The 21547-nt window shown below is 73.5% G+C and carries 21 protein-coding genes and 1 pseudogene; 13 read left to right on the top strand and 9 right to left on the bottom strand.

Annotation, left to right across the window (positions count from 1 at the left end; genetic code table 11):
* Positions 1 to 13: 13 nt before the first annotated feature.
* From OG852_RS04680 to OG852_RS04670, 3 genes are all read right to left on the bottom strand, one after another.
* Positions 14 to 2479, bottom strand: a complete 2466-nt coding sequence (locus tag OG852_RS04680; protein WP_330347167.1) for a SpoIIE family protein phosphatase — start codon at positions 2477 to 2479, stop codon at positions 14 to 16.
* Between the two features lie 245 nt (positions 2480 to 2724).
* On the bottom strand, positions 2725 to 3627 hold the full coding sequence (locus OG852_RS04675; RefSeq protein ID WP_133916736.1) for an amidohydrolase family protein: 903 nt from the start codon (positions 3625 to 3627) through the stop codon (positions 2725 to 2727).
* A gap of 79 nt (positions 3628 to 3706) precedes the next feature.
* Positions 3707 to 4306 carry a TetR/AcrR family transcriptional regulator gene (locus OG852_RS04670; protein ID WP_133916737.1) on the bottom strand — a complete coding sequence of 200 codons (600 nt, stop codon included), beginning with the start codon at positions 4304 to 4306 and terminating at the stop codon, positions 3707 to 3709.
* A gap of 132 nt (positions 4307 to 4438) precedes the next feature.
* On the opposite strand from OG852_RS04670, the gene OG852_RS04665 reads away from it, so the two are divergent.
* The 3 genes and pseudogenes from OG852_RS04665 to OG852_RS04655 all read left to right on the top strand — a co-directional run.
* Positions 4439 to 5329 (top strand): NAD(P)-dependent oxidoreductase, encoded by an 891-nt coding sequence (locus OG852_RS04665; protein WP_133916738.1) that lies wholly within the window; start codon positions 4439 to 4441, stop codon positions 5327 to 5329.
* Positions 5330 to 5442: 113 nt separating this feature from the next.
* Positions 5443 to 6408: a D-alanyl-D-alanine carboxypeptidase family protein gene (locus OG852_RS04660; protein ID WP_133916739.1), complete on the top strand. Its 966-nt coding sequence runs from the start codon at positions 5443 to 5445 to the stop codon at positions 6406 to 6408.
* A 259-nt stretch (positions 6409 to 6667) separates the two neighbouring features.
* A pseudogene (locus tag OG852_RS04655) lies at positions 6668 to 7033 on the top strand (response regulator transcription factor); the annotation flags it as partial.
* Positions 7034 to 7053: 20 nt separating this feature from the next.
* On the opposite strand, the gene OG852_RS04650 reads toward OG852_RS04655, so the two are convergent.
* Positions 7054 to 7575 carry a GNAT family N-acetyltransferase gene (locus OG852_RS04650; protein ID WP_330347166.1) on the bottom strand — a complete coding sequence of 174 codons (522 nt, stop codon included), beginning with the start codon at positions 7573 to 7575 and terminating at the stop codon, positions 7054 to 7056.
* Between OG852_RS04650 and OG852_RS04645 the strand changes: the two genes are divergently transcribed.
* Both OG852_RS04645 and OG852_RS04640 read left to right on the top strand, forming a co-directional pair.
* Entirely contained in the window at positions 7574 to 8188 is a 615-nt protein-coding gene (locus OG852_RS04645; RefSeq protein WP_330347165.1) for a helix-turn-helix domain-containing protein, read from the top strand. The genes OG852_RS04650 and OG852_RS04645 overlap by 2 nt on opposite strands.
* Positions 8185 to 9360: an MFS transporter gene (locus OG852_RS04640; RefSeq protein WP_330347164.1), complete on the top strand. Its 1176-nt coding sequence runs from the start codon at positions 8185 to 8187 to the stop codon at positions 9358 to 9360. Before OG852_RS04645 ends, OG852_RS04640 begins: the two co-directional genes overlap by 4 nt.
* Here the strand turns inward: OG852_RS04640 and OG852_RS04635 are convergent.
* Entirely contained in the window at positions 9335 to 9682 is a 348-nt protein-coding gene (locus OG852_RS04635) for a WYL domain-containing protein (RefSeq protein WP_330347163.1), read from the bottom strand. The genes OG852_RS04640 and OG852_RS04635 overlap by 26 nt on opposite strands.
* A 124-nt stretch (positions 9683 to 9806) precedes the next feature.
* Here OG852_RS04635 and OG852_RS04630 point away from each other — a divergent pair, with 124 nt between their 5' ends.
* The 4 genes from OG852_RS04630 to OG852_RS04615 all read left to right on the top strand — a co-directional run bounded on the left by OG852_RS04630 (position 9807) and on the right by OG852_RS04615 (position 14154).
* Positions 9807 to 10397 carry a 3'-5' exonuclease gene (locus OG852_RS04630; protein WP_330347162.1) on the top strand — a complete coding sequence of 197 codons (591 nt, stop codon included), beginning with the start codon at positions 9807 to 9809 and terminating at the stop codon, positions 10395 to 10397.
* Between the two features lie 145 nt (positions 10398 to 10542).
* Positions 10543 to 12237 carry an aa3-type cytochrome oxidase subunit I gene (ctaD, locus tag OG852_RS04625; protein WP_133916744.1) on the top strand — a complete coding sequence of 565 codons (1695 nt, stop codon included), beginning with the start codon at positions 10543 to 10545 and terminating at the stop codon, positions 12235 to 12237.
* Complete coding sequence (locus OG852_RS04620; protein ID WP_133916745.1) at positions 12234 to 12599, top strand: cytochrome C oxidase subunit I; 366 nt, start codon at positions 12234 to 12236, stop codon at positions 12597 to 12599. Before ctaD ends, OG852_RS04620 begins: the two co-directional genes overlap by 4 nt.
* 94 nt (positions 12600 to 12693) lie before the next feature.
* Positions 12694 to 14154 carry an aminotransferase class I/II-fold pyridoxal phosphate-dependent enzyme gene (locus tag OG852_RS04615; RefSeq protein WP_133916746.1) on the top strand — a complete coding sequence of 487 codons (1461 nt, stop codon included), beginning with the start codon at positions 12694 to 12696 and terminating at the stop codon, positions 14152 to 14154.
* Between the two features lie 43 nt (positions 14155 to 14197).
* On the opposite strand, the gene OG852_RS04610 is transcribed toward OG852_RS04615, so the two are convergent.
* A complete protein-coding gene (locus OG852_RS04610; RefSeq protein WP_133916747.1) occupies positions 14198 to 14380 on the bottom strand; it encodes a hypothetical protein in 183 nt (60 codons plus the stop codon).
* Positions 14381 to 14683: 303 nt separating this feature from the next.
* Between OG852_RS04610 and OG852_RS04605 the strand changes: the two genes are divergently transcribed.
* The gene (locus tag OG852_RS04605) at positions 14684 to 14905 is read left to right on the top strand and encodes a hypothetical protein (RefSeq protein ID WP_330351391.1); all 222 of its coding nucleotides are present in this window, start codon (positions 14684 to 14686) and stop codon (positions 14903 to 14905) included.
* Here the strand turns inward: OG852_RS04605 and OG852_RS04600 are convergent.
* The gene (locus tag OG852_RS04600; protein WP_330347161.1) at positions 14874 to 15818 is read right to left on the bottom strand and encodes an LLM class flavin-dependent oxidoreductase; all 945 of its coding nucleotides are present in this window, start codon (positions 15816 to 15818) and stop codon (positions 14874 to 14876) included. The genes OG852_RS04605 and OG852_RS04600 overlap by 32 nt on opposite strands.
* Positions 15819 to 15826: 8 nt before the next feature.
* Positions 15827 to 16837 (bottom strand): DMT family transporter, encoded by a 1011-nt coding sequence (locus OG852_RS04595; protein ID WP_330347160.1) that lies wholly within the window; start codon positions 16835 to 16837, stop codon positions 15827 to 15829.
* Positions 16838 to 16858: 21 nt separating this feature from the next.
* Between OG852_RS04595 and pdxR the strand changes: the two genes are divergently transcribed.
* The 3 genes from pdxR to OG852_RS04580 all read left to right on the top strand — a co-directional run bounded on the left by pdxR (position 16859) and on the right by OG852_RS04580 (position 20510).
* Entirely contained in the window at positions 16859 to 18409 is a 1551-nt protein-coding gene (gene pdxR, locus OG852_RS04590; protein WP_330347159.1) for a MocR-like pyridoxine biosynthesis transcription factor PdxR, read from the top strand.
* 127 nt (positions 18410 to 18536) lie between these two features.
* Positions 18537 to 19508: a D-2-hydroxyacid dehydrogenase family protein gene (locus OG852_RS04585; RefSeq protein WP_330347158.1), complete on the top strand. Its 972-nt coding sequence runs from the start codon at positions 18537 to 18539 to the stop codon at positions 19506 to 19508.
* Between the two features lie 105 nt (positions 19509 to 19613).
* On the top strand, positions 19614 to 20510 hold the full coding sequence (locus OG852_RS04580) for a universal stress protein (protein WP_330347157.1): 897 nt from the start codon (positions 19614 to 19616) through the stop codon (positions 20508 to 20510).
* On the opposite strand, the gene OG852_RS04575 is transcribed toward OG852_RS04580, so the two are convergent.
* Complete coding sequence (locus tag OG852_RS04575) at positions 20475 to 21500, bottom strand: 6-phosphofructokinase (protein ID WP_133916752.1); 1026 nt, start codon at positions 21498 to 21500, stop codon at positions 20475 to 20477. The genes OG852_RS04580 and OG852_RS04575 overlap by 36 nt on opposite strands.
* Between the last annotated feature and the right edge of the window lie 47 nt (positions 21501 to 21547).

Genomic DNA, 21547 nt, shown 5'->3' with positions numbered 1-21547 from the left:
GGCCGCCAACGGTTTACGGGTCCTCCGCGGGCGCCGGGTCCAGGCTCAGTGCCGCCCAGATGGTCTTGCCGGTGCCGGTGTGGCGGGTGCCCCAGCCGCGGCTGAGCTGGGCCACGAGGAGGATGCCCCGGCCGCCCTCGTCGTAGGTGCGGGCGCGACGCAGGTGCGGGGCGGTGTCGCTGGAGTCGGAGACCTCGCACAGGAGCCGGCGCTCACGCAGGAGCCGTAGCCGGATGGGCGGTTCGGCGTGCCGGATCGCGTTGGTGACCAGCTCGCTCACCACCAGCTCGGCGACGAACGACACCTCCGGCAGGTCCCACGCCTCGAGCTGGGCCGTGACGAGCTTGCGGGCACGGGCCACCACGGACGGATCCGCCGGAAGATCCCAGGTGGCCACCTGCCCGGGGTCGAAGACCCGGGTGCGGGCGACGAGCAGGGCGATGTCGTCACCGGGTTCCCCGGGCGGCACCGAGGCGAGCAGCGCGTCGCACACCTCGTCCGGCGACCCGGCCGGACGGGCGAGCGCGTGCCGCAGCCGTGCGGTGCCCTCCGCCAGGTCCTGCTCACGGGACTCCACCAGCCCGTCGGTGTAGAGGACGAGCAGACTGCCCTCCGCGAGGACGATCTCCGTCGTCTCGAACGGCACCCCGCCCAGCCCCAGCGGAGGCCCGGGCGGTACGTCCGGGACGTCCACCTCTCCCGCCGGGCTCACCACGGCGGGCGCCGGATGGCCGGCGCTGGCCAGGGTGCAGACGCGGGAGACCGGGTCGTAGACGGCGTACAGACAGGTGGCGCCGAGGCCGGCCGCCATCTCGGTGGCCTGGTCGGGCGGTACGTCGTCGTCGGGGGCCGCGTCCACGGAGAGCCGGATGACCAGGTCGTCGAGGTGGGTGAGGAGCTCGTCGGGCGGGAGGTCGATGTCGGCGAGGGTGCGGACGGCGGTCCGCAGCCGCCCCATGACGGCCGAGGCCTGGATGCCGTGCCCGACGACATCGCCGACGACCAGCGCGACCCGCGCGCCGGACAGCGGGATCAGGTCGAACCAGTCGCCGCCCACCCCCGCCAGGGTGTCCGCGGGCAGATAGCGGAAGGCCGCCTCCACCGCGGCCTGCGCGGGCAGCCGCCGGGGGAGCAGGGTCCGCTGGAGCGTCAGCGCGGTGTCCCGTTCACGGGTGTACCGGCGCGCGTTGTCGATGCAGACTGCGGCCCGCGCGGTGATCTCCTCGGCGAGCAGCAGATCCGCCTCGCCGAAGGACTCCGGCCGCTGATGGCGCAGGAAGACGGCCACGCCCAGGGTGTGGCCGCGGGCCCTGAGCGGCACCGCCATGACGGAGTGGACGCCGACGGCGCGGACCGCGGCCGCCCGCGCCGGGTGTCCCGCCGACCAGTCGGCCGTCCACGGATCGAACTCGGCCCGGAGCACGGCCCGGCCGGTGGCCAGGCACTGCGCCGCCGGGGAGTCCGCGGGCCAGCTGTCCACCTCGCCGGGGCGCAGCACCGCCTCGGCGACACCCGGCAGCACCGACTGCTGGGCGGCGCGCCGCAGCCGCAGCACCCCCTCGTCCCTGGCCCGCCCGGCTTCGGCCCGCTCGACGTCGGGGAGCAGCTCCACGGTGACGAAGTCGGCGAACTGCGGGACGGCCACGTCCGCCAGTTCCTGCGCCGTGCGGGAGACGTCGAGCGTGCTTCCGATGCGGGCACCGGCGTCGCTGAGCAGCTGGAGCCGCTTGTGCGCCCAGTACTGTTCGGTCCGGTCGTGCGCCGACAGCCCCACGCCGCGCAGGACGCCGTGCTCGTCGGTCAGCGGGAAGAGCGAGAGCGACCAGGCCTGCTTGCGGAGCTCGCCCGCGACCCGCACCTGGACCTCCACGTCCTGCGGACGGCCCGTCCGCAGCACCTCCGCCATCAGGCGCTCGACCCGGTCGAACTCCGGATGCGCCATGATCTCGGCGTGCCGCAGCCCGCGCATCTCCTCCTCGCCGAGGTTCATGGCGTGCTGGGAGAAGCGGTTGGCGTGGACCAGGCGCAGCCGGGTGTCGTACACCTCCATCGAGCAGCAGGACGCCTGGCGGAACCCCCAGGCGGCCAGCTCGCCGGAGTCCGGCGCGGGTACGGCGTCGGCGAGCGCGGACAGCACCAGCCAGTCCGAGCCACCGCCCTGCGTCGTCCGATGGTGGGCGAGCAGCCGGACCTCCTCGGTGTGCCCGTCACGGTGCCGCAGCCGGACCGTCCCGGTCCACCGCGGCAGACCGGGCAGCCCGTGCAGCGTCTCGCGGGGCAGCTCCCCGTCGACCAGACCGGCGGCCGGACGGCCGACGATCTCCTCGGCCGGGTGGCCGAGCAGCCGGCGGGCGCCCTCGCTCCATTCGGTGACCGTGCCCCGCTCGTCCACGACGGCCCGGGCCGTCAGGTCCTCACCGGGCACGGGGAGCGGCCCGTCCGGCGGCCGGTCTCCGTCGCCGTGCGCCCGATCCACCACCGTCCCGGCTCCCCTCGTGCGAGCCCCCTTCTCCTCCTTCCCATACTGCGCGGCCGGGACCGGGGGGCGCGAGGTCAGCGCCCGCGATCACGGTGCGACCGCGCGGCCGTGGGTCCCCGGCGCCACCTCGTGCAGGCACGCCGGTTGCGCCGTGAGACGGTCCACGACGGTCTCCAGGAGGCTCGGCTTCCTGATGGTCCTCTGCGGTACGGCGTGGCGCGCGGACGCCTGTGCGGCGCGGTGGGTCACAGCCCGAACAGCCGCGCCCCGTTGTCGTGGCAGACCGCCCGCAGCCACTCGTCCCCGAGGTCCAGCCGTTCCAGCGCCTCCAGTTGATGGACGTACGGATAGGGGATGTTGGGGAAGTCGCTGCCGAGGAGGACGCGGTCGCCGAGCGCGGACAGGCGAGGCAGGGACCGCGGGGGGAACGGGGCGAAGCGGTCCGCGAAGTCGGTGAAGGCCATCGTGGTGTCGAGCCTCACCTCCGGGTACCGCTCGGCGAGGGTGAGGAAGTCCTCGTACTCGGGCATGCCCATGTGCGCGACGATCAGCCGGAGCCGGGGGTGGCGGGCGAGCACGCGTCCCACGCGTTCGGGGCCGGTGTACTTGCCCGGCGCGGGGCCCGAGCCGCAGTGGATCACGACGGGGACCCCCGCCTCGGCGAGCAGCCCCCAGGCGGAGTCGAGGAGCTCGTCGGCCGGGTCGTACGCCCCCACCTGCACATGGGCCTTGAAGACGCGTGCGCCCGACTCGACCGCCTCCCGCACATACGCCTCGACGCCCGGCTCCGGGAACAGGGTCGAGGTGTGGAGGCAGCCGGGGGTGCGGCGGGCGAAGTCGGCGGCCCAGCCGTTGAGCCACTCCGCCATGGCCCCTTTGTGGGGATAGAGCATCGAGGTGAAGGCGCGGACGCCGAAGTCCCGGAGGACGGCGAGGCGTTCGGCCTCCTCCGCGCGGTAGGTGATGGGCCACTCGACGCCACCGGTCAGCGGGCCGACCGAGTCGAAGTAGCTCCAGACCTTGCGCAGCACGCGCTCGGGCATGAAGTGGACGTGCACGTCGATCAGCCCCGGCAGTCCGAGCCGCTCCCAGAAACGCCGGACCGCGACCGCCTCGCTCACCCAGTCGTGCGCCTGTGCTTCCGTCATGTGTCCTCTCGAAGGGTCGGGGGAGTGCGGGACCGGATGGCCTCGTGGCGTCACCGGGCCCGGTCCCCGCCTCGTGGCGTCACCGGGCCCGGTCCGTCACCGCGGCGTCGAGGAGCGGGCCCAGCTCCCGGGCGACGGTCGTCAGGGCGCGGACGTCGCGTTCCGCCCGGGCCATGAGGATCGCGCCCTCCAGTGAGCTGATCATCAGGGTGGCCAGTGAGCCCGCCCGCTCCGGCGGTACGCCCATGTCCGCCAGGGCCGTGGCCACCGGCCCGGTCCAGGTGGCGAAGGCGGCGGCCGTCGCCTCCCTGGTCGACCCGGTCGTCTCGGCGCAGTCCACCGTGGCGGCGGCCACCGGGCAGCCGCCCGCGAAGCCGGCGGTCTCGTACTCGTCCGTCCACTGTCGCACCATCTCGGCGAACAGCCCGCTCGGCGTCGGCTCCGGCAGCGCGGCGAGGAAGCGGGCGACGCGGCGGCCCGCGTACCGTCCGGCCCAGCCCACGGCCTCGTTGACCAGCTGTTCCTTGCCGCCGGGGAAGTAGTGCTGGAGCGAGCCGCGCGGCGCCCCGGCGTGCGCGGCCACCTCACGCATCCCCGCGGCGGCGACCCCGCCGCGCCGCAGGAGCTGGGCCGCGCTGAACACCATCCGCTCGCGCGGCCCGCGTTCGGACGTCGCCATGCCGGACTCCCCATCCTTGGTGAGCCCCCATCTTATGACCCGTGTCATAGTGCACCTCGTTATGACCGCTGTCATAGTGGCGGACGACGGGAGGCGCTCGGCCTCGACGTGCGACGGAAGCGGCGGTGCGGCGTGTACGTGGGTTTCATCGGTCTCGGGGTCATGGGGCAGCCCATGGCGCTCAACCTGGCCCGGGCGGGAACGCCTCTCGTCGTCTGGAACCGCACCCCGGCCCGCTGCGATCCCCTGCGCGCCGCCGGCGCCGAGATCGCGCCGAGCCCCGCCGAGGTCTTCGACCGGGCGTCGACCGTGCTGCTGATGATGGCCGACGAGAGCGCCCTGGACGCGGTCCTGTCCCGTGACACCCCGGACTTCGCCGCCCGCGTCCGTGACCGCACCGTCGTCCACATGGGCACCACCTCGGCCGAGTACTCCACGGCGCTGCGGGACGCCGTCCACGCGGCGGGCGGGCGGTATGTCGAGGCCCCGGTCTCCGGCTCCCGGGTCCCCGCCGAGCGGGGGCACCTGGTCGGGATGCTCGCGGGGTCCGCCGACGCGGTGGAGGCCGTACGGCCCCTGCTCGCGCCCGTGTGCCGTGAGACGTTCGGCTGCGGTGACGTACCGGGCGCGCTGCTCATGAAGTTCTCCGTGAACCTCTTCCTGATCACCCTGGTCACCGGGCTCGCCGAGGCGTACCACTTCGCCGGCCGGCACGGGCTCGACCAGGAGCTGCTGCGGGACGTCCTGGACGCGGGTCCGATGGCCAGTGCCGTCTCCCGCGTCAAGGGCCCCAAGCTGCTGGACCGCGACTTCGACGTCCAGGCGGCCGCCGCGGACGTCCTGAAGAACAACCGGCTGATCGCCGAGGCCGCCCGCCGGACCGACACGGCCTCGCCGCTCCTCGACGTCTGCCACGCCCTGTACGGCGAGACCGTCGCCCAGGGACACGGCGGCGAGGACATGGTGGCCGTCCTGCACGCGCTGGAGGCGCGGAGCAACGGCCGCGCGGGCGAAGGACGTTGACGGGACCCGGACTCGGATCCTCCGGTCGAGTGCCCTAGAGTCTCCGGAGTTCGACCACTGCGGGGGCGGACAGGTGCAGGGGCGTCCGCAGGGGAGACGGGGAAGGGACGACCATGCAGGGCACGAACGGCGAGTCGACGTCCGGCCGCCACGCGAGGCGCAGCCGACGAGGGTTCCTTCTGCTGGCCACGGCCGGCGCGGGTGCCGTCGGCGCGGCCGGGATCGGCTGGTCGGCCTTCGGGGGCGAGACCCCGCCGCCGCGGGTGTTCGACACGCAGCGGGACATCGACGACCGCGAAAGCGCCGTCACGGCCGTGCTCAACGCCGAGGATCCGGCGGCGGTCGCGGCCTGGATCACCGGCACGGGGACCGCCCCCGGCGCGATCCCGGCGGAGCTGGACACCCAGGTCGGCGCCCTGGCCGACGCCGCCGCGGCCGGTACGGGCACCGACCGGGGCGCGGTCGTCGTCTCCCGGCTGCGGACCGCGGCCACCCAGCGCACCATCTGGGACCGCAAGTACGAGTTCCTGCGCACCGGTTCGGGCGGAGCGGGCACCTTCGGCGTCATCACCGACGAGATCCGCGCCCAGCACCCCGCCGAGCTCGGCTCGGACCCGCAATGGGACCCCGACAAGGAATCCCACCGCACGGTCTGGGCGTCCCTGACCCCGGACGAGCGCCAGATCGAGATACTCCGCACCTCGACCGCGCCCGGAGTCTCCCGCCACCACCTGGGATCCGACGCCGACTTCTTCGACACCACGCCGCAGAACTGGACGGACGACGGCCCGCAGGCCGCCCATTACGCCTGGCTGCGCGCCAACGCCGCCCGTTACGGCTTCCTCCAGACGTACACGGCCGAGTCCGCCCAGGCGGCCCCGGCGATCAGCCAGGAGCGCTGGCACTGGTCGTACGCCCCGGTCGCTGAGGCGGTCCTGGGCTTCGTCCGGGCCAACGACGAGCTGATCGCGGGCGCGCTGGACCGACTCTGGAGCTACGACCCCGCGCGGTTCACCTACATCAGGGCGCACTGGCGCGACTACATGGTCCACGTGAACGAGACGGCGTACTTCGGCTGATCCGCGCGGCCCCACCCCGACCTGAGGCTGACCCGCAGGGGTCCGGCTGGTGCGCTCGCACCAAGAGACCTTGTGCCCTCGCACCAAGTGAAAGTGCCGGCACGGGCACGATGCCCCGGCACCCGCTCTCCGGCAGCGCGGGGCGCCCTCGGCCATCTGCTGACCCCGCTCCTCATGGGCCCGCTGCTCGTCACCCAGTACTCCACGAGCCTGCGCACCCCGCGACGGGTGGCCTGGAACAGCGCCCTGGCGGTCGCACCTCGGCAAGGGGGTCAGCCCGGAGGTGCTGCTGTCGAGCATCCGCACGGTCGCCGCCGGTGACGCCCTGCTGTCCCCGGCCGCCATCCGGGCTCTCATCACCCGCTTCCTGGCCACTCCCGACGCGCCCGACTTCGACGACCTCCCGCAGGCCGTCAGACCGCTGACCGACCGCGAACGCGAGGTCATGGCCCTGGCCGCGTACGGCAAGTCCAACGCGGAGATCGCCGGCGAGCCGGTCCTCGGCCGGCTGACCGTCCGCAGCCACATCCAGCGCGCGATGACCAAGCTGAACGCCCGCGATCGCGCCCAACTCGTCGTCCTGGCCTACCGGAGCGGTCTGGTGAGGCCGGGGTCCGGTGGCTGACGCGGGGGCGCCGGCGGCCGTCAGCTCAGGGCCCGTCGCATGAGCGTCAGATCGAGCCACCGGCCGAACTTGGTGCCGACCTCCCGCACGGTCCCGGCGTGCTCGAAGCCGAACCGCTCGTGCAGCCGGACCGACCCGGTGTTCCCCGCCTCGATGCCGGCGATCATGACGTGATGCCCGGCCTCGCGCGCCGAGGTGATGAGGGCGTCGAGCAGCGCCGAGCCGATGCCGAGTCCGTGCCGGCCCTCACGGACGTAGACCGAGTCCTCGACCGTGTGGCGGTACCCGTCGAGCGCCCGCCAGGGGCCGTACACGGCGAATCCGGCGATCTCCCCCTCCACCTCGGCCACGTACGCCGAGCCGCGCTCCAGATGGGCCGCCAGCCAGACCCTTCCCTCGGCGGGGGACTGCGGGGTCTGCGTCCACAGGGCCGTCGACTTCTCGACGGCGTGGTTGCGGATCGCGCGGATCGCCTCGCCGTCGCCGGGCCGCGCGGGGCGCACGGTCACCGACGCCCGGTGTCTCTCGTATATTGGATTCATGTCCAACATAGTAGATCCTCTGGTGAGGCAGATCGCCACCCGCGTCCGCACCGAACGTGAACGCCGCCGCTGGACCCTGGCCCAGCTCGCCGACGCCTCCGGCGTGTCCCAGGCGATGATCAGCAGGATCGAGCGCGGCGAGAGCAGTCCCACCGCCGTCGTCCTCGGCAAGCTGTCGGCGGCCTTCCAGCTCAGCATCGCCTCCCTGCTCGCCCTCGCCGAAGGCACCCGGGACGCCCCGGGAGACGACATGACGGCCGACACGGGGGAGACGGCGGGTGTGCGCCGAGGGGACGGGGCGCCCGAGTGGCGGGACCCCGACACCGGTTACCGGCGCCGCCAGATCACCTCCCCGCACTTCCCCGCCGAGGTCGCCGAGATCCGGCTGCCCGCCGGCGCCCATGTGCCGTACCCGGCGGCCGCCTTCGCGTTCGTACGGCAGATCGTGTGGGTCCTCGACGGGCACCTGACCTTCCACGACGGCGACACCGTCCACGACCTCGGCCCCGGCGACACCATCGAACTCGGCGAGCCGTCGGAGCGCGCCTTCGCCAACACCACGGACACCGAGTGCCGTTACGCCGTCGTCCTCACCCGCGGCACCCGGCCATGACGCGCCCCCTTCCGCGCCACGGCCCCCTCCTCCTCGCCTGCGTCGCCGGTACGGCGATCGCCAACAACTACGCCGTCCAGCCCGTGCTCTCCACCATCGCCGCCGACGTGGGTGTCTCCGACTCCGTGATCGGCCTCGTGCCGACCGCCGCGCTCGCCGGCTGCATGACCGGCTTCGCCCTCCTGCTGCCGCTCGCCGACCGTCTCGCCCCCCACCGCCTCGTGGCCGCCCAGCTCACCGCTCTGGCCGCCGCCCTCGCCGTCGCCGCGGCCGCGTCCGGCCCGACGGTGCTCCTGACCGCCTACCTGCTCATCGGCGCGGCCGCCGGCGTCGCTGCCCAGGCCGGCGGCATCGCGGGCCGGCACGCCCCGCCCGAGCGGCGCGCCACGGGCGTCGCCACGGTGGCCGCCGGCATGTCGGCGGGCATCCTGCTGAGCCGCCTGGCGGGCGGCGCCCTCACCGATGCCCTCGGCTGGCGCCGCATGCTCCTCGTCTTCGCCGGCCTCGCCCTGCTCTGCGCCGTCGCCGCGGCGACCCTCCTGCCCCGCGAGCGCCCGCGCTCCCCGCACGGCTACCGCGCCACCCTCACCGCACTCCCCGCGCTGCTGCGGGAGTTCCCGCCCCTGCGGCGCGCCGCGCTCGCCGGGGGACTGTGGTACTTCGCCTTCAACCTCGTCTGGGTCACCCTCGCGCTCGCCCTGGCCGCACCGCCCCACTCCCTGGACCCGACCGCCATCGGCCTGTACAGCCTCACCGGGCTCCTCGGACTCGCCGCCCTCCCGTTCACCGGACGCCTCGGCGACCGCCGCACCCCGGACACCGTGATCGGCCTCAGCATGGCGGCCGCGGCGGCCGGCACCGCCCTGCTGGCCTCCGGCCCGGACACCCCGCCGGTCCTCGTCCTCGGCCTGGCCCTCTTCGACGCCGGCTGCTTCGCCGCCCAGGCCGCCAACACCAGCCGTGTCATCGCCCTCGACCCCCGCCGCTCCGGCAGCCTCACCAGCGTCTATCTCGTGCTGTACTTCTCGGCCGGCGCCCTCGGCACCGCCGCCGCCGCACCTCTGCTCGACGCCCTCGGCCGGCGGGGCACGACCCTCACGGCGCTCACCGCGCTGCTTCTCGCCGCCCTCCTCGGCCGTACCGCCGTCATGACCCCTGCGGCCGCGCCGTAGGGGGCGGGCGCAGATACGTGTCGGCCGGCGCCCCGACCGTGCGCGCCATCTGCTCCCGCGGCTCCGCGGGCGCCACCACCTCGGCCTCCGCACCGAGCCGCAGCAGCGTGCCGACGGCGTGCTCGACGGTCTCGACGGGGACGACGACCCGGACCCGCCCGTCGGGACCCGCCCGTCGGGACCCGGCGGCCCGGCGGCTCTCCCGGGCGCCACGCGCCACCGCCGGTTCCACGAGGTCCGGCAGCCGCTCCAGGAGCCCGGGCGTCAGCCGTACCACCGCCTCGCCCCTGGTGGCGCCGCGCGTCGACCACCGTGGGCGCACCGCTCTCCCCGCGTCACCGCCGCGCCCTGGGACCGCCCCCGTCCTGACCGACCCGTCCTGACCGCGTGACCGAGGGGCGGAAATGCGGATGCCGACCGCGGCCGTCCCCTCGTAGCCTCGCCCCATGCGCCATGACCCCACCCTCCTGAACGTCATCGACGTGGAAGCCACCTGCTGGGAGGGACAGCCGCCGCCGGGATCGGTGAACGAGATCATCGAGATCGGTCTCACGGTCGTCGACCTCCGGGCGCGGCGCCGCCTCTCCCGGCACGGCATCATGGTCCGCCCCACCCGTTCGACCGTCAGTCCCTTCTGCACGGAACTCACCGGCCTGACCCAGGCGGACGTGGACCGCGGCGTGACCTTCGCCGAGGCCTGCCGGCTCCTCGTCGAGGAGTTCGGGGCGGCGCGGCGGCCCTGGGCGAGCTGGGGCGACTACGACCGGCGCCAGTTCGCCCGCCAGAGCCGGGCCGACGGGGTGGCCTACCCGTTCGGGTATCCGGTCGAGCGCGGCCACACCAACGCCAAGGCCGTCTTCACCACCGCCCACGGCCTGCGCCGCAAGCCAGGCATGAGCCAGGCCCTGCGGATCGCCGGACTGCCCCTCGAAGGACGCCATCACCGCGGCGAGGACGACGCCTGGAACATCGCGGCCCTCGTCCTGGACCTGCTGGCCCGCGAGGCCTGGCCGGCCACGACCGCCGTCACCCACTGAGAGGTTGCTCCAATCGGGGGGCGCGACCCCCCGTTCGGCGGTGTGTCGGCAGCTCAGGGCTTCGCTCCCGGCCCCGAGACGCGAGGATGACGGCTGACGCACGCCCCCGCGCGGCCGGCCCGCGCACCTTTGGAGAAGGACCCCAGTGACTATTCTCAATGGCCCGGAGGAGTCGGCCGTAGCCCCCTACGACGCCGAGGTCCCGGTACGGGGCAGGCAGCCCGGCAACGTCGTGGTGAAGTGGCTGACGACCACCGACCACAAGACCATCGGCACCCTGTACCTCGCCACGTCCTTCGCCTTCTTCCTGATCGGCGGAGTCATGGCGCTCTTCATCCGCGCCGAACTCGCCCGGCCGGGCCTGCAGATCATGTCGAACGAGCAGTACAACCAGGCGTTCACGATGCACGGCACGATCATGCTGCTGATGTTCGCCACGCCCCTGTTCGCCGGCTTCACGAACTGGATCATGCCGCTCCAGATCGGCGCCCCGGACGTCGCCTTCCCCCGGCTGAACATGTTCGCGTACTGGCTGTACCTCTTCGGCTCGTCGATCGCCGTCGGCGGCTTCCTCACCCCGCAAGGAGCGGCCGACTTCGGCTGGTTCGCGTACACCCCGCTGTCGGACGCCATCCGCACGCCGGGCATCGGCGCCGACATGTGGATCATGGGTCTGGCCTTCTCCGGCTTCGGCACCATCCTCGGCGCGGTCAATTTCATCACCACGATCATCTGTATGCGCGCACCCGGCATGACCATGTTCCGCATGCCCATCTTCACCTGGAACGTCCTGCTGACCGGTGTCCTGGTCCTGCTGGCCTTCCCGGTCCTCGCGGCCGCCCTGTTCGCCCTGGAGGCGGACCGCAAGTTCGGCGCCCACATCTACGACCCGGCCAACGGCGGCCCGATCCTGTGGCAGCACCTGTTCTGGTTCTTCGGCCATCCCGAGGTCTACATCATCGCGCTGCCGTTCTTCGGCATCGTCACGGAGATCATCCCGGTCTTCTCCCGCAAGCCGATCTTCGGTTACATGGGTCTGGTCGCCGCGACCATCGCCATCGCCGGTCTGTCCGTGACGGTGTGGGCGCACCACATGTTCGTCACCGGCGCGGTGCTGCTGCCCTTCTTCTCCTTCATGACCTTCCTCATCGCCGTCCCCACCGGAGTGAAGTTCTTCAACTGGATCGGCACGATGTGGAAGGGCTCGCTGTCCTTCGAGACGCCGATGCTGTGGGCGGCGGGCTTCCTCGTCACGTTCCTCTTCGGCGGTCTGACCGGCATCATCCTCGCCTCGCCGCCGATGGACTTCCACGTGAGTGACTCGTACTTCGTCGTCGCGCACTTCCACTACGTCGTCTTCGGCACCGTCGTCTTCGCGATGTTCGCCGGCTTCCACTTCTGGTGGCCCAAGTTCACCGGCAGGATGCTCGACGAACGCCTCGGCAAGATGACCTTCTGGACGCTGTTCGTCGGCTTCCACGGCACCTTCCTCGTCCAGCACTGGCTGGGCGCCGAGGGGATGCCCCGCCGTTACGCCGACTACCTGGCGCAGGACGGCTTCACCGCCCTCAACACGGTCTCGACGATCAGCTCCTTCATCCTCGGGCTGTCGATGGTGCCGTTCCTCTACAACGTGTGGAAGACCGGCAAGTACGGCAAGCCCGTCGGCGTCGACGACCCCTGGGGCTACGGCCGCTCCCTGGAGTGGGCGACCTCCTGCCCGCCGCCCCGCCACAACTTCACGACGCTGCCCCGCATCCGCAGTGAGTCCCCGGCCTTCGACCTCCACCACCCCGAGATCGCGATGGCCGAGGCCGAGGCGCACGGCGTCCACGCATGACCGACCCGGGACGCAGAGCCGACGGTCCGCCGAAGCAGGGCGCCGACGCCGACCTCGGCAACGAGGTCGAGGGCTATCTGCTCTGGCAGGCGAGGGTCGCGGAGGCCGAACAGCGGGCGCGCGAGTTCACCGGACGCATGGACTGGCTGACCACGGCCCAACGGGACGAGGTCGAACGCCACCACATCAACGACGGCCTCCTGCGCGCCCGGCAGGACCTGGAACGGATCGCCGCCCGCTGCGCGTCCCTGCGGGGCGAGTACGAGCGGCGGTACGGCGCCCTGCGCCGGCGCTGCGTGGGATGGACGCTGACCGTCTGCGTCGGCATGGCCTTCGTGGTCGTCCTGGCACTGACCCGCTGACCGGCCGCGGGTTTCGACGGCCTCCCCACGGTGCACCCGGTCCGAGGACCCGTACAGCGGCGCGCCGCTGCACGGGATGTCGCTGGGAGGAACGATGGATCACTCGCGTGTACCCGTGTTGGAGGCGTTGCAGGAATTCCGCCGCCGCGGAGACGTCGCCTTCGGCCCGCCGGGGCACAAACAGGGCCGCGGCGCCGACCCCCGGGTCGCGGCCGTCGTCGGCCTCGACGTGTTCCGCTCGGACGTCCTCTCCCTGAACGGACTGGACGACCGCCGCCAGTCACAGGGCGTGCTGAGCCAGGCACAGGACCTGATGGCGGACGCGGTCGGCGCCGACCAGGCGTTCTTCTCGACCTGCGGCAGCTCCCTGTCGGTCAAGACCGCCATGCTCTCGGTGGCCGGTCCCGGCGAGAAGCTGCTGCTGTCCCGCAACGCGCACAAATCGGTGATCGCGGCCGTCGTCGTCAACGGGGTCGAGCCGATCTGGGTCCACCCCAAGTTCGACACCGAACGTCATCTGGCCCATCCGCCCGAGCCCGACGACGTACGCCGTCGGCTGCGCGAGCACCCGGACGCCAAGGGCATGCTGCTGATCACGCCCACGGACTGGGGCACGTGCGCCGACATCCGGGGGGTGGCCCGGGTGTGCCACGAGTTCGACGTCCCCCTCATCGTCGACGAGGCCTGGGGCGCCGTGCTGCCGTTCCACCCCGGCCTGCCGCCCTGGGGCATGGACGCCGAGGCCGACCTGGTCGTCACCAGCGTCCACAAGACCGGCGGGGCCATCGAGCAGAGTTCCGTCTTCCACCTCCAGTACGACCGCGTCTCCCCCGAAGTCCTCAAGCAGCGCGAGGACCTGCTCGGCACCACCAGCGCCTCGTCCCTGGTGTACGCCACGCTCGACGGCTGGCGCCGCCAGATGGTCGAGCAGGGGCACGACCTCCTGGAGACCGCCCTGCGTCGCGCGGAACGCGTCCGCGCGGCCGTCGCCGAACTGCCCGGTGTGACGCCCATGGGCCAGGAGGTCGTCGACGAGGGACTCGCCGCCTCCTACGACCCCCTGAAGATCGTGATCGACGTGCGCGGGCTCGGCATCAGCGGGATGCAGGCCGCCGAATGGCTGCGGACGCATCGGCACGTGGACCTCGGCGGCTCCGACAGCTGCCGTGTCAGCGCCTCCCTCACCTACGCCGACGACGACGCGACCGAGAAGACCCTCCTCGACGCCCTCGGCGCCCTGGTCGACGGCGCCGACTCGATCGAACGGCAGCCCCGGGTCCACCTCCCGGAGCCGTCCGCCCTGGAGCTGGAACAGGCCATGCTGCCGCGCGAGGCGTTCTTCGCCGAGGTCGACCATGTGCCCGCCGAACGCGCGGCTGGCCGTGTCTCGGCGGAGATGATCAGTCCGTATCCGCCCGGGGTGCCCGTGGTCGCTCCCGGAGAGGTCATCACCGACGAGGTCCTCGACTATCTCCGCAGCGGCGTCGAGCACGGCGTCCTCATCCCGGACGCGGCCGACCCGTCGGTACGCACCCTGCGCGTCGTACGGCGCTGAGAGGCCGGCGGCCGAGCGGCCGGGCCGCAGCGGCAGTCGGCGCTCACGGTGTCGTGGCGCCGCCGTGCTCTTCCTCGCCGTCCTCGTCGTCCGGGATCGCCTCGCCCTCCGCCTGCGAAGGGGTGGTGCGGGGCACCTCACGGTGCCGGGTCTCCCGCGGCATGTCGTCCGCCGAGGACTCCGGCGGCCGCTCGCCTTCCGCCTGGGACGGGGTCTGCTCACTCATGGCGATCTCCTGTGCCTGCCGTCGGCCGGGTACCCCTGGCCTGCCGGGGTACGCGGGTGCGGCGGGCGAGCGCGCCGCGCGTAGGCGGCGCGGGGGACGGGCCCGCGCCACCACACCGACGGTCCGCGCACCGGTGGACCGTCCGGACACCGGCGAACGGGACGGCGTGATGAGCGAGCGCAACCCCCTGGAGCGAGCCGCGGAGAAGGTCGTCGACCGTCACCGGTCCGGACGCCGGGACGGCCGTCCAGGTCAACGGCGTGGGCGAGCCACTAGCTCACGGGGAGCCGGTGCGTCTCCCCGCTGCTGAACGAGTCCTTCCGTGACTGCAAGGCGATCGGCGGCTGGATGGGCGCCGAAGCGGCCCTCGAAGCCGCCGGCGTGCCGGCCGACGCGCCCGGTGTGGTCCTCGGCGACGACGGTACGACGACGCTGGAGGAGGTCGGCGCCCTGCTGGCGGCCCACCGTCTCCGGGAGCGATTCGCAAACGGCATCATGCGGTGCGTGCCTCCACGCGCCGTATGACGTCGCGGCAGAACGCGCCGACGCCGTCCGGGTCGTCGATGAACTGGTTCGGCTTGACGCAGAAGGTGGTGAAGCCCTGTTCGAGCTGCTCGGGGATCGACGCGAGGGCAGCGCCGAGATCCGCCGGTGAGCGGTCGTCGGGGAAGACGGCCTGGGTGCCGCCGATCATCTCCAGTTCGGCGATGTCCCGTCCCGCCGCGGCCATGGCCGTCTTCAGTGTCTGCAGCTCCTGGGGCGCGGGCCGGCCCAAGGGGTGGAAGCCGTGGCCGTGCCGGACCAGCCGGCGCAGGAGGGGTCCGTGCAGATGCCGGCCGCCGAACCACAGTCGCGGACCCTCCGGGCGATACGCCTTGGGCTCGAAGTAGACGTCCCGGAAGGGGTAGTGCTCGCTGTCGTGCGAGATCGGGGACGGTCCCCACGCCTTCGCCCAGACCTCCAGGTGCTCGTCGAGCAGTTGCCCCCGCCGGCCGAAGGGCACGCCGAGCGCGTCGTACTCGTCCCTGCTCCAGCTCACCGTGGGCTGCACGAGCAGCCGCCCCTCGCTGAGGAGGTCGAGGGTGCCGAGTTCCCTCGCCATCAGCAGGGGGTGCCGCAGCGGGGCGAGGACAGCGGCGGCGGCCAGGCGCAGCCGCTCGGTGACGGACGCCACGGAGGCCAGCAGGAGCAGGGAGTGCGGCCAAGGGGTGTACGGGTCCTGGTTGCCCGGGAGGGCGTAGTCGCGGGGGTTGCCCATGATGCCGTCGGCGGCGGCGTCCGGGCCGAGCACGATGTGTTCGCTGACCATGACGGAGTCGAACCCGGCGTCCTCGGCCTCCCGCGCCCACCGTACGGCGGCGGGCAGATCGGCCCGGCCGCCGGTCAGTGTCCAGTTCTCGGAGAGGACGAGCAGCATGCGGGGCGGGGTGGTCGTCATCGGCGTCCTCACACTTCGGGCGTCCCTGAGGCCGCGGAGGGTGTTCGTTTGGCCCCAAACTTATTGCCCCGGTGTGATCCGCCGCAATCCCCGCACGAGAGCGGCTTACCGAGGGATGCCGGTGTGCGGGACGGCGAACCGCCACGCGGACGGATGCCGCCGACCAGGCCGGCGATCAGCACGACGATGCCCAGCCACACCGACGGGCCCGGCACACCGCCCCCCGAGACGGCGCCCACCACCGCCGCGGCGAGCGGCGCGATCCCGGTGAGCAGCCCGGCGCGCCCCGCTCCCACGGCGCGGACCGTCGAGTACCACAGCACGAAGGCGACCGCCGTCACCATCGACGCGAGATAGCCGACCGCCGCCCACTGCGCCCCGGACAACTCCCCGACCGCCGAAGGCCCTTCCGACACCGCGCCGAGCACGGCCAGCAGCACACCCGCCAGCCACATCGCGTGCACGGACACCCCCCACGGCGAGTGCCGTCGCAGCACCGGTACGGCGAGCAGGGTGAACGCCGCCTCACAGCCCAGGGCCAGCGCCGCCCAGGCCACCCCGACGGCATCGGTGCGCCCCGTTCCCTCCACCAGCACCGCGCCCGCCATCACCACGGGCGCCGCCCACAGCACCTGCCGACTCGGCGCGCGCCGCTCCAGCGCCGGTCCCACGACCCCGAGCACCACCGGCACACAGGCGACCGCGACGGCGATCACCGCGGGCTCGGCATGGGCGACGCCCCGCACCACGGCCACGTTGAACAGCACCAGGCCGCTGACCGCGATCCCCGCCAGCCACAGCCATTCCCGTCCCCGCGGCCATATCAGCCGGGCACCGGCCAGCCGGGCCATGACCAGGAGGATCGCGGTCGCGGCCGCGTACCGGACCGCCTGGGTGGTGAACAGCGGGGCGTCGACGAGTGTGCGCGAGACGGTGACGCTGCTGCCGACCAGCGTCATCCCGACCATGCCGGGCACCAGCCGGGCGAGCGAAGCGGAGGGTGCGGAAGGTGTGTCCATGCCGACCACGGTGCCCCCACAATGGACGCCATGGGCAGGTCCAGAAAGCCACCGACTCAGGGGTCCAAACCAGCACGGGCCCCGGCGCCCGCGGACGGTGCTGCCGCCGGCTCCGACTTCCTCCAGCTCGACATCGGACAGGCTCCGCCCGGGGGCCGGATCGCCTGGCTCGCCGACCAGCTGCGGTCGGCCGTCGCCGACGGACGGCTGCCCGTCGGAGCGCGGCTGCCCGCCAGCCGGGTGCTCGCGCAGGAGCTCCACGTCACCCGCGGCGTGGTCACCGAGGCGTACCGGCGCCTCGCCGAGTCCGGACAGATCGCCGGCCGGGGCCGGCTCGGCACCGTGGTCGTGGCGGCGCCCGCCGCGCCTCCCGCCGCCGCGCGCGACACCCCGCCCTCCGGTGCGTCGGCACCGGCGCCCTCCTTCTTCGCCTCCGACGACCGCGAGGGCCTCGTCGACGCGCTGCGGGCCCTGCCCTGCCGCATCGACCTCTCCCCGGGCGTCCCCGACCTCGCCGCCTTCCCCCGCACCGCGTGGCTGCGCGCCGAACGAGCCGTCCTCGCGGGCGTCGGACCGGCCGACTTCGGCTACGGCGACCCCCGGGGCGCCCCCGCCCTGCGCCGGGCCGTCGTCGGCTGGCTGGCCCGCAACCGCGGCATCCGCGCCGACCCGGACGAGGTCGTGGTGGTCGCGGGCGTGGCCCAGGCGCTGGGCCTGCTCGGACAGCTCCTGCGGACGGACGGCATCCGCCGCATCGCCGTCGAGGACCCCGGATCGCTCGGCGCGCGCCAGCAGTTGGAGTACGGCGGTCACACGGTCGTGCCGGTCCCCGTGGACGCGGGCGGCCTCGACGTGGGTGCCCTGCGCGCCGACGGCGCCCGGGCGGTGCTGCTGACCCCGGCCCACCAGTTCCCCACCGGTGTCGTCCTCGACGGGGAGCGCCGCCGCGAGCTGCTGCGCTGGGCGGCCGACGGCGGGGTGGTGATCGAGGACGACTACGACGCCGAGCACCGCTACGACCGGCCGCCGGTCCCGGCGCTGCGCTCGCTGATGCCCGAGAGGGTCTGCTACGCGGGCAGCGTCTCCAAACTGCTCGCGCCCGCCCTCCGCGTCGGCTGGCTGCTCGTCCCACCGGACCGGCTGGACGCCGCCGTCACCGCGAAGCGGTACGCCGACCTCGGCAACGGCGTCCTCACCCAGCTGGTCCTCGCCCGCCTGATGGACTCGGGCGATCTGGAACGGCATCTGCGCCACGTCCGGCGGCGCCACCGCCGACGCCGGGACGTGATGCTGCGGGCCGTGGAGGAGCATCTGCCCGGCGCCCGCGTGCACGGGGCGGCCGCCGGACTGCACCTCATGGTCACCTTCGACGACCACGCCCCACGCGACGTCGATGTGGCGGCGGCCGCCCTGGAACGCGGGGTGAAGGCGCACCCCCTGTCCTGGCACCGGATCAGCCCCGGCCCGCCCGGCCTGGTCCTCGGCTACGCGGCCGGCCCCGCCCACGAGATCGAAGAGGGCGTCGCCGTCCTCGGCGAGGTCCTGCGGAGCCTTCCGCCCGGGGACGGCTGAGACCGCGACCCGCGCCGGAGCCGTCGGCCCGGCACCGCGCCGGGCACGGCTCACCCACGGCCGGTGAAGGGGGCCGCCGGGCACGACCGCGAGGCTTCCGGCGTGCGCCGAACGGCAGAATGTCCGCATGACCCTCCACTGCGCGGTGCTCGACGACTACCAGGGCGCCGCCCTGACCCTGGCGGACTGGAGCGTCCTCGACGGCACAGTCGACGTACGCGCGGTCCGTGAACACCTCACCGACCGGGACCGGCTCGCCGCCGAACTGGCCGACTGCGAGATCGTCGTCGCCATGCGCGAGCGCACCCCCTTCGACGCCGGCCTCCTGGACCGCCTGCCCCGGCTGCGCCTGCTGGTGACCACCGGTATGCGCAACGCCTCCATCGACCTCGACGCGGCGGCGGCCCGCGGCGTCACGGTCTGCGGTACGGCGAGCAGCCCCACGCCTCCCGTCGAACTGACCTGGGCCCTCCTCCTGGGCCTCGCCCGGCACCTCACCACCGAGAACCGGGCCCTGCGCGAGGGCGGCCCCTGGCAGTCCACCGTCGGCCAGGACCTGCGCGGCCGGACCCTGGGCCTGCTCGGACTCGGCAGGATCGGCACCCGGGTCGCCCGCGTCGCCACCGCCTTCGGCATGGACGTCCTCGCCTGGAGCGAGCACCTCACCCCCGAGCGGGCGGCCGACGCCGGCGCCCGACTCGCCGCGAACAAGGAGGAGTTGTTGAGCCGGAGCGACTTCGTCTCCCTCCACCTCGTCCTGTCCGAGCGCACCCGCGGCCTGCTCGGCGAGCCCGAGCTGCGTGCCATGCGCCCGCACGCCTTCCTGGTCAACACCTCCCGCGCCGCCCTCGTCGACCGCCCCGCGCTCCTGCGCGCCCTCCGGGAGGGCTGGATCGCCGGGGCGGGCCTCGACGTCTTCGACACCGAGCCGCTGCCCGCGGACGACCCCCTGCGCTCCCTGCCGAACGTCCTGGCCACACCGCACCTCGGTTACGTCACCGAGCAGAACTACCGCACCTTCTACGCCCACGCCGTGGAGGACATCGCCGCCTTCCTTTCCGGCGAACCGGTCCGACGGCTGACGAGCGCTACGACCTGACCCCGACCTGCCGCCGCCGAGCCGACGGCCGGCCAACTCCCTCGAGGCCTCACCGCGCACCAGCACGTGGAAGAGTGGGCGAGGGGCGCGGCGGAGGAGGTCGTGATGAGTCACCCCGTGCTGGCCGCCGTCGACGGATCCGAACACAGCCTCGTGGCAGCCGACTGGGCCGCGCGCGAGGCGGCGCTGCGCGGTGCCGCGTTGCGCGTCCTGCACGCCTCCCCGCCGCTTCCGGGTGACACCGTCCCGGCCGCGGCCGAGCAGTGGCTGCACCAGGTGGGGGAGAGCGTGCTCCATCGGGTGATCGCCGACCTCCGCGCCCGCCACCCCGACCTCCGGGTGAGCGGTCGTCAGTCCGTCGGCCCACCCGGCTCCGCCCTGCTCACCGCCGCGCGCGACGCCCGGCTCCTGGTCGTCGGCGCACGCGGCTCGGGGGGTTTCGACGGGCTCGCGGTCGGCTCGGTCGCTCTGCGTGTGGCGGCTGCGGCCGCCTGCCCCGTCGTCATGGTGCCCGCACGGCCCTTCGGCGGCTCCGGGAACGGGACGCCGGCGGTCGTGGCGGGTTTCGACGCGCACCGCCCGGTCGGCGAGGTGGCGGACTTCGCCTTCGCCGCCGCCGGTTCCCGAGGGGCGCCGCTGCGGGTCGTGCGGGCATGGGCGTTTCCCGCCGAGGCCGTCTCCGCCCGGACCCTGTTCGTGACCGAGGAGGACCGTGCCACCTGGGAGGACCAGGAGAACCTGCGGCTGTCCGACGCCCTGCGAGGCTGGCGGGAGAAGCATCCCGAGGTGGCCGTCCGCCCCGATGTCGTGCTGCTGCATCCCGCCTCGGCGCTGCTGAACGCGGCCCGCGGCGCGGCTCTGCTGGTCGTCGGCCGACGCTCCGCCCCGCAGACGGGGGAGGGCCGGCTGGGGCCGGTCGCGCACGCCGTCCTGCACCACACCCCGTGCCCGGTGGCGGTCGTACCGTCAGCCGAAGAACACCTCGAACTCGTCGTAGAGTGAGAGATCGACCGTCTTGTTCCTCGCCCCGGCCTCCGGCAGCGGCGTGCGGACGATCCGGGTTCCGCGCAGCGCCGTCATCGTGCCGAAGTCCCCCTCCTGGACCGCGTCCACGGCGTGCAGCCCGAAGCGGGTGGCCAGCCACCGGTCGAAGGCGCTGGGTGTGCCGCCGCGCTGGACATGGCCGAGGACCGTGGTGCGGGCATCCGTGCCCGTGCGCCGCGAGATCTCCCGCGACAGCCACTCGCCCACGCCCGACAGCCGCACATGGCCGTACTCGTCCACCGACCGGTCCTTGAGGATGGCCTGCCCCTGCCGGGGCACGGCTCCTTCGGCGACGACCACGATCGGGGCGTAATTGATCTTGAATCGGCTGTTCACCCAGGCGCACACCTGGTCGATGTCGAACGGCCGCTCCGGGATCAGGATCACGTTGGCGCCGCCCGCGACCCCGGCGTGCAGGGCGATCCACCCGGAGTGCCGCCCCATCACCTCCACCACCAGGGTGCGCATGTGCGACTCGGCGGTGGTGTGGAGGCGGTCGATGGCCTCGGTCGCGATACCTACGGCCGTGTCGAAGCCGAAGGTGTAGTCGGTGCCGGACACGTCGTTGTCGATCGTCTTCGGTACGCCGACCAGCCGGACCCCCGCACGGCCGAGTGCGGCGGCGGCACCCAGGGTGTCCTCGCCGCCGATCACGACGAGCGCGTCGATCCGGTGCGCGGCCAGGGTGTCCCGCACGCGCCGTACCCCGTCGTCGTGCTTGAAGGGGTTGGTGCGGGAGGAACCCAGGATGGTTCCGCCGCGCGGGAGGATCCCCCGTACCGCGGCGATGTCCAGGGGTACGACCTTCCCCTGGAGCGCGCCGAGCCAGCCGTCGCGCAGGCCGACGAAGTCGAAGCCGTACTCCTGCACGCCCTTGCGGACGACGCTGCGGATCACGGCGTTGAGACCGGGACAGTCCCCGCCCCCCGTCAGCACTCCGACCCTCATGGGGCTTCCTCCCTTCGCCGCGCGCGGTGACGTCAGGACGGTGGATC

It is taken from the genome of Streptomyces sp. NBC_00582, from assembly GCF_036345155.1.
Taxonomy (GTDB): domain Bacteria; phylum Actinomycetota; class Actinomycetes; order Streptomycetales; family Streptomycetaceae; genus Streptomyces.
The sequence above is the reverse complement of the archived record's forward strand: the minus strand, read 5'-3'. Positions and strand labels throughout refer to the sequence as shown.

What these genes read in the sequence shown, in the direction of transcription:
- OG852_RS04675 (WP_133916736.1), bottom strand. Translation starts at nt 3,627, where the DNA reads ATGACGGAAGCACAGGCGCACGACTGGGTGAGCGAGGCGGTCGCGGTC.
- OG852_RS04670 (WP_133916737.1), bottom strand. Translation starts at nt 4,306, where the DNA reads ATGGCGACGTCCGAACGCGGGCCGCGCGAGCGGATGGTGTTCAGCGCG.
- OG852_RS04660 (WP_133916739.1), top strand. Translation starts at nt 5,443, where the DNA reads ATGCAGGGCACGAACGGCGAGTCGACGTCCGGCCGCCACGCGAGGCGC.
- OG852_RS04645 (WP_330347165.1), top strand. Translation starts at nt 7,574, where the DNA reads ATGTCCAACATAGTAGATCCTCTGGTGAGGCAGATCGCCACCCGCGTC.
- OG852_RS04650 (WP_330347166.1), bottom strand. Translation starts at nt 7,575, where the DNA reads ATGAATCCAATATACGAGAGACACCGGGCGTCGGTGACCGTGCGCCCC.
- OG852_RS04640 (WP_330347164.1), top strand. Translation starts at nt 8,185, where the DNA reads ATGACGCGCCCCCTTCCGCGCCACGGCCCCCTCCTCCTCGCCTGCGTC.
- OG852_RS04630 (WP_330347162.1), top strand. Translation starts at nt 9,807, where the DNA reads ATGCGCCATGACCCCACCCTCCTGAACGTCATCGACGTGGAAGCCACC.
- OG852_RS04620 (WP_133916745.1), top strand. Translation starts at nt 12,234, where the DNA reads ATGACCGACCCGGGACGCAGAGCCGACGGTCCGCCGAAGCAGGGCGCC.
- OG852_RS04615 (WP_133916746.1), top strand. Translation starts at nt 12,694, where the DNA reads ATGGATCACTCGCGTGTACCCGTGTTGGAGGCGTTGCAGGAATTCCGC.
- OG852_RS04610 (WP_133916747.1), bottom strand. Translation starts at nt 14,380, where the DNA reads ATGAGTGAGCAGACCCCGTCCCAGGCGGAAGGCGAGCGGCCGCCGGAG.
- OG852_RS04600 (WP_330347161.1), bottom strand. Translation starts at nt 15,818, where the DNA reads ATGACGACCACCCCGCCCCGCATGCTGCTCGTCCTCTCCGAGAACTGG.
- OG852_RS04595 (WP_330347160.1), bottom strand. Translation starts at nt 16,837, where the DNA reads ATGGACACACCTTCCGCACCCTCCGCTTCGCTCGCCCGGCTGGTGCCC.
- pdxR (WP_330347159.1), top strand. Translation starts at nt 16,859, where the DNA reads ATGGACGCCATGGGCAGGTCCAGAAAGCCACCGACTCAGGGGTCCAAA.
- OG852_RS04585 (WP_330347158.1), top strand. Translation starts at nt 18,537, where the DNA reads ATGACCCTCCACTGCGCGGTGCTCGACGACTACCAGGGCGCCGCCCTG.
- OG852_RS04580 (WP_330347157.1), top strand. Translation starts at nt 19,614, where the DNA reads ATGAGTCACCCCGTGCTGGCCGCCGTCGACGGATCCGAACACAGCCTC.
- OG852_RS04575 (WP_133916752.1), bottom strand. Translation starts at nt 21,500, where the DNA reads ATGAGGGTCGGAGTGCTGACGGGGGGCGGGGACTGTCCCGGTCTCAAC.